This window comes from Paraburkholderia sp. (assembly GCF_036488505.1).
Classification (GTDB): Bacteria; Pseudomonadota; Gammaproteobacteria; order Burkholderiales; family Burkholderiaceae; genus Paraburkholderia.
On record NZ_DASXHN010000039.1, the window covers coordinates 1 to 6,160 of the forward strand.

Below are 6,160 nucleotides of genomic sequence, written 5' to 3' on the forward strand. Positions count from 1 at the left end.
GGTAGATGGTGCCGAACCCGTTGCCCTGCCACGGCGACGACACGCGCAACCAGCAGCTGGCGTTCTCGTCCATTGCGCCGAGCCGGTCCCACACGAAGCGGACCTTCACACGCGCGTAGCCGTCCACCCACACCCGCTTATCTTCCGGACCGGTGACGATCGCTGTTTCGCTGGCGCAGTGTGGCTTCTTCTTCGGGCGGTTCCTGAAAAACGCATTGGCGGGTTGCAGCACGAAGCCGGTCACGCACTGGCGAGATTCATCGTTCGTAGTGGGGGACTCAGTGCTTTGCGGCGCGTTACGGATATCGAGCGTGGTCGACACAACCAGGTACTCCGTGTTGACTTCCCGCTGCGGATGGTCATGGAGCCAGAACGTCTTCCCCGTTGTCAGTCCGCGCAGATTGCCCTGGCCCTTCAGACGCAGGCCGCGGCTGCGCATCGCATCGACGCGCACGCTCGCGAGATGGGCGGCTTCGTCCTGGTAGTTATTGCGCTCACCCGACAATCCGGCGACACCGGCGAGCGGCTGCGAATAGTCGCCCCAATCGTGCTGTTCGATATTGTCGTGGGCTGTCGCGCTATGGTTCGCATACCCGCCCCTGAACCATGCACCAGGCCGCGTGTAGTCGTAATCGGTCAGGCTGACCTTGCCCGCCGTAACGCGGCGCGAGGCCGCGAGCCTGTAGATGTGCTCGTCGTCGACCTGCCGGCTACGAGGCGCGCGATAGCAGATCCTGTCGTACGCGTTGTGGTGCCGCTTGTGCGAGCCCGGCGAATCGCACAGCACCAAGGTCATGCCGTCGAACAGGTAGTAGATGCCCCATTCCCGCCAGATGCGGGTGAGGAAATCGAAGTCGGATTCCCACATCTGCCGGACGTAATCGCGCTTCGGGTAGCCGTTATCGAAACCGGGACCACCAAGGTCCATCACCACGGGATACGGATAACGCGCATTCAGCAGCCGATCAGTAATGTCCACGACGCTCGCATCCTGGAAGATCCGGCTCTCGCGGTTCTTCGTGGCGAGCCATAGCCAGGGGCGCACGATCAAGCGGTACCGGGCGCGCCGGTCGTCGGTGCCTGTCAGCGTGACGTCTGTTATGAGGCCAGAAATCGTACGGCGGCCCATGCCTGCATCGACTGCAACAAGTGCCTCGCTGGCTTCCAGCAACTCGCTGCCGAACAACCCGTTGTCCGTGAAATCGATCGAGATATCAATGACTTGGCCGACAAGACGATCGGCCACGACGAGTTCCCGCGCGCGCCACGCCGGCAGCGTCGGACCTTCGACCGTGACAACATCGAGCGCGTACCGATAAAGCCGGCCAAGGGCTTCATTGCCGCGCAGACGCACGGGAGCCAGTACGGGCTCAGTGCCCCACATGGGCAGCGCGTCGCCGGAAATACCTAATGTGCGGTGCTGTGATGGTTTCAACATGCGTGCGTCGCGTTAGGAGACAAACGCAAGTATCGAAACCGCAAACTTCGCCGTCTATCGGAATTGGACTAAAATTTAGCTCAACAAGGCAATGTACAAAAACTCGACGAGATCAGCCTATCCGCGCGCGACCGGGAGAAACACGACCGACCGACGATGTCTGAGCGGCCCGTCGCACGGCATGCAGACCGGCCGATGCCACCAAAGCCCGCAAGTCGCAAACACCGAATTTGATTCCCAAAGCTGTGGAATAGCATTCGCGAAAAAAAGCGCGGCCACTCGATGCCGGGGGCGTCTGCCTTGTCCATATCTCCGATCGCGCACAACGCGCAAAAGGCCCCGCACCCCCGCCGTTCAACGAATCGTGCGAGCGCGCGAACAATGGATAATGCACTTGCCATCCGCCGCGCAATTGCGCACGGCACGCAGCCGGTTCCACGCTCGGCCGCCCGCAATTCGCACGGTTTGCGCGCTCAATCGCAGACCCGCGACACGAACCGCGCGGGTGTCCCACTCGCGACTGAACAGAACGTCACTATGCGTATCCCACCGCTGAAATCGATCATTGCTTTAGAAAGCGTTGCGCGAACCAAAAGCGTGAATCGCGCGGCCGAAGAACTCGGGCTCACTGCGTCGGCGGTGAGCCATCAATTGAGTAACCTCGAATCGATCATCGGCCAGCCGTTGTTCCAGCGCTCGGGGCGAGGCCTCGTGCTCACGCCGACTGGCGAGCGCTATCTTGCGGACGTAACGGGATCGCTCGCCGATCTCAGCCGCGCGACGGAACGCGCGTCGAGCCGTGAGGAAGTGGACATCCTGCGCGTGCATTCGAGTCCCAGTTTTGGCCTGATGTGGCTGCTGCCGAGGCTGTCGTCGTTCCAGCAGGCCAATGGCGACATCCAGCTGAACCTCGCGTGCTCTTACGAGAACGTGTCCTTCTCGAACGGCTATTACGACATCGACATCCGGCACGGCTATGGCAACTGGAGCAATCTGCAAGTCAAAACGGTGCGCGGCGAGTTCATTGCGCCGCTCGCGTCCCCGGCGTATCTGGAGCGGCACCCGGTCGACACGCCGGCCGACCTGCTGAGCCATCGTCTGATCTATTCGGAAACGCCGCTCGTGCAGTGGAAGCAATGGTTCGGCAGGACCGGCGTGTCCGCGGCGAACAAGACCTTCGACTTTTCGTTCGACCGCTCGTATATGTCGATCGAAAGCGCCGCGCTCGGTATCGGTATTGCGCTGGAAAGCGTGATGCTCGCGTCGGTGAAGATTCGCGAAGGAACGCTGGTGCCGGTATTCGGCGACGCGCACGCGGTTGAAGTCGGCGCGCATCATCTGGTTTACCCGGTGCAGAACGCGGAGCTGCCTCGCGTCGCGCGGTTTCTCGCGTGGATGGAGCGGGAAGCGGCGCAACCCACGCTACCGCGCTAGGAACCCGCCGCGCCGGGCATCGCGCGATGCGAGGCAGCGGCCCTTCGCACAGGCTCTCGGCCTGACAAAGTCTGACCTGAATTTTTCTCAGCAATCGTTGAGCGTTTCCGCGTTGATGCGGCGGCCCCGTCAAATGACACTACAGGCACTTCATCAACAACCAGGAGACAACCGATGTTGCTCGAGAACCGGATCATCATCGTCACGGGCGCCGCGTCGCCACGCGGTATCGGCAAGGCCACCGCCGCGGCGTTGGCCGCCCACGGCGCTCACGTCGTGGTGCTCGACTTGCGCAAGGAAGACGCCGAAGCAGCGGCCGACAGCCTCGGCAGCGGCCATCTCGGCCTCGCGTGCGACGTAACCGACAAGGCGGCCTGCGTAGCGGCGGCGCGCGCGACGCTCGAGCGCTACGGCCGGATCGACGGCCTCGTCAACAATGCGGGCATCACGCAGCCGGTGCGCACGCTCGAGATCGGCGGCAAGGATTTCGATGCGGTCGTGGACGTGAACCTGCGCGGCACGCTGTACATGTCGCAGGCCGTGATTCCCGCGTTGAAAGATCAGCAGGGCGGCAGCATCGTGTGCATGTCATCGGTTTCCGCGCAACGCGGCGGCGGCATCTTCGGCGGTCCGCACTACAGCGCGGCCAAGGCCGGCGTGCTCGGACTCGCGAAGGCGATGGCGCGCGAGTTCGGCCCCGATCGCATCCGCGTCAATTCCATCACCCCTGGACTGATCCAGACCGACATCACCGGCGACAAGCTGACGCCGGACATGCGCGCCGACATCATCAAGGGCATCCCGCTCGGCCGGCTCGGCGATGCCGCGGACGTCGCCAACGCGTGTCTGTTTCTGTTGAGCGACCTGTCGAGCTACCTGACCGGCACTACGCTCGACGTGAACGGCGGCATGCTGATTCACTGAACCCAGCGCTTTACTGGCTCAACCGTCCGCAGCGCGCGGCGCGCGCTTCGATGCACCCGGGACAACCCGGGGCCATGGCAGGAGACATTCATGAAAACCAGGTACACCGTGCCGCCGCTAGCCTGCGACGCAATCGCACCCGCCGACTCGCAGACGTTCGAAGCGAAAACCTATGCGAAGGTCAGTCGCCGGCTGATTCCGTTCCTGATGCTGTGCTATCTCGGCGCGTATCTCGATCGCGTCAACGTCGGCTTCGCCAAGCTGCAGATGCTCAACGATCTGCACTTCAGCGAAACGATCTACGGTATCGGCGCGGGCATCTTCTTTCTTGGCTATTTCCTGTTTGAGGTGCCGAGCAACATCATTCTTCACAAGGTCGGCGCGCGCAGATGGCTTGCGCGGATCATGCTGACGTGGGCGGTGATTTCCGCCAGTTTCGTATTCGTGAAGTCGCCGGCCGCTTTCTATGCGCTGCGCTTTCTGCTCGGCGTCGCCGAAGCGGGTTTCGCGCCAGGCGTGATTCTGTATCTGACGTACTGGTACCCGTCCGCGCGGCGTGCGAAGGCGCTGTCACTGTTTTTCATGGCGATTCCGTTCGCGGGGATTCTCGGTGGTCCGCTGTCGGGCTGGATCATGCATTCGTTGCAAGGCGCGATGTCGCTGGCTGGCTGGAAGTGGCTGTTCGTGCTGGAAGCCGTACCGTCGCTGGTGCTGGGCGTCGCAATCCTGCTGTATCTCGACGACAGCATTGCCCGCGCGAAATGGCTGAGCGACGCGGAAAAAACGCTGCTGGCTCGCAACGTGGCCGGCGACGACGCGCACAAGACCGCGCATGTGTCGATCCGCGCGTTCGTTGCCGATCGCCGTCTGTGGCTGATGGCCGCGATCTACTTCTGCGTGGTGCTCGGCCAGTACGGGCTGACCTTCTGGCTGCCGACGATCATTCGCAAGTCCGGTGTGGCGGACCCGCTGTGGGTCGGCATTTTCACCGCGATTCCGTATCTGTGCGCGATCGTCGCGCTGCCGCTGATTGGCATGAGCGCGGACCGGCGGCGCGAGCGCCGCTTCCATCTGGCGATTCCGATGCTGGTTGCTGCGGCGGGCTTCGCGACGCTGCCCGCGCTCGGCGGCGTGGGCGCATCGATCGTCTGCCTGAGCGTCGCATCGGCGGGCATTCTCGCGGCGTCGTCGCAGTTCTGGTCGCTGCCGACGGCCCTGCTCGGTGGCATGTCCGCCGCCGCGGGCATCGCCGCGGTGAACTGTTTCGCCAATCTGGCCGGTTTCTTTTCACCCGCGATCGTCGGCTGGCTCAACGATCTGACCGGCAAGTCGACCGCGGGCCTCATCTTTATCTCCATCGCGGTGACGCTGGGCGCCTCGCTCGTGTTCTTCGTGCCGGCGAAATCCGTCAACCGTTAATGGATCCGAACGCAACATCAAAGGAGTCGTATATGGACAGCGAAATCATCATCGAGGACGTCACGCTCGCCGAGCGCGCGTACCGGATCCGCAGAAACGCGCTGCGGATGGGCGAAGTGCAGGGTCAAGGCTATATCGGCCAGGCGCTCGACATCGCCGACGTGCTGGCCGTCGCCTATTTCGGCGCGATGCGCTACCGCCCGCAGGACCCCGACTGGGAAGAGCGCGACCGCTTTCTGCTGTCGAACGGCCACTACGCGATTGCGCTGTACGCGGCGCTGTTCGAAGCCGGCATCCTGCCGCCCGAGGAGCTCGAAACCTACGGCAGCGACGACAGCCGCCTGCCGATGTCGGGCATGGCGAGCTACACGCCGGGTATGGAAATGTCGGGCGGCTCGCTCGGCCAGGGTCTGACGATTGCGGTCGGACGGTACCTCGGGCTGAAGCGCAAGGGCTCCGGCTCGTTCGTCTATACGCTCTTCTCCGATGGCGAACTCGACGAAGGCGCGATCTGGGAAGGCCTGATGTCCGCCGCGCACTGGAAGCTCGACAACCTGATCGCGATGGTCGACGTGAACAATCAGCAAGCCGACGGCCCGTCGACGCAGATCATGTCGTTCGAGCCGCTGGTCGACAAGCTCGAAGCGTTCGGCTGGTACACGCAGCGCGTGGACGGCAACGACATCGGCGCGGTGAAGCGCGCGTTCGATAACGCGCGCGCGCATGACAAACCGCAGCCGCGCATCATCGTCTGCGACACGAAAATGGGTTGTGGCGTGCCGTTCCTCGAAGCGCGCGAGAAGAACCATTTCATCCGCGTCGACGCGCACGAGTGGAAGCTCGCGCTCGACGCACTCGAAGCAGGGAGACAAGCATGAGCAGCATCGAAAAGAAGCCACGCCTGAAGACCTCGGCAATGATCGCGTCGATCGCGGCCGAAGGGCA

The 6,160-nt window shown here is 63.1% G+C and carries 5 protein-coding genes; 4 read left to right on the forward strand and 1 reads right to left on the reverse strand.

Annotation, left to right across the window (positions count from 1 at the left end):
- A partial coding sequence (locus tag VGH68_RS02380; protein ID WP_331601902.1) for a type VI secretion system Vgr family protein occupies positions 1-1,438 on the reverse strand: 1,438 nt, incomplete at its 3' end.
- 537 nt (positions 1,439-1,975) lie between these two features.
- On the opposite strand from VGH68_RS02380, the gene VGH68_RS02385 reads away from it, so the two are divergent.
- The 4 genes from VGH68_RS02385 to VGH68_RS02400 all read left to right on the forward strand — a co-directional run bounded on the left by VGH68_RS02385 (position 1,976) and on the right by VGH68_RS02400 (position 6,093).
- On the forward strand, positions 1,976-2,872 hold the full coding sequence (locus VGH68_RS02385; protein WP_331601903.1) for a LysR substrate-binding domain-containing protein: 897 nt from the start codon (positions 1,976-1,978) through the stop codon (positions 2,870-2,872).
- A 174-nt stretch (positions 2,873-3,046) separates the two neighbouring features.
- Positions 3,047-3,796: an SDR family NAD(P)-dependent oxidoreductase gene (locus VGH68_RS02390; RefSeq protein WP_331601904.1), complete on the forward strand. Its 750-nt coding sequence runs from the start codon at positions 3,047-3,049 to the stop codon at positions 3,794-3,796.
- Positions 3,797-3,886: 90 nt separating this feature from the next.
- Positions 3,887-5,215 carry an MFS transporter gene (locus VGH68_RS02395; protein WP_331601905.1) on the forward strand — a complete coding sequence of 443 codons (1,329 nt, stop codon included), beginning with the start codon at positions 3,887-3,889 and terminating at the stop codon, positions 5,213-5,215.
- A 32-nt stretch (positions 5,216-5,247) separates the two neighbouring features.
- Positions 5,248-6,093, forward strand: coding sequence for a transketolase (locus VGH68_RS02400; protein ID WP_331601906.1), 846 nt, complete (start codon positions 5,248-5,250; stop codon positions 6,091-6,093).
- Positions 6,094-6,160: the final 67 nt, after the last annotated feature.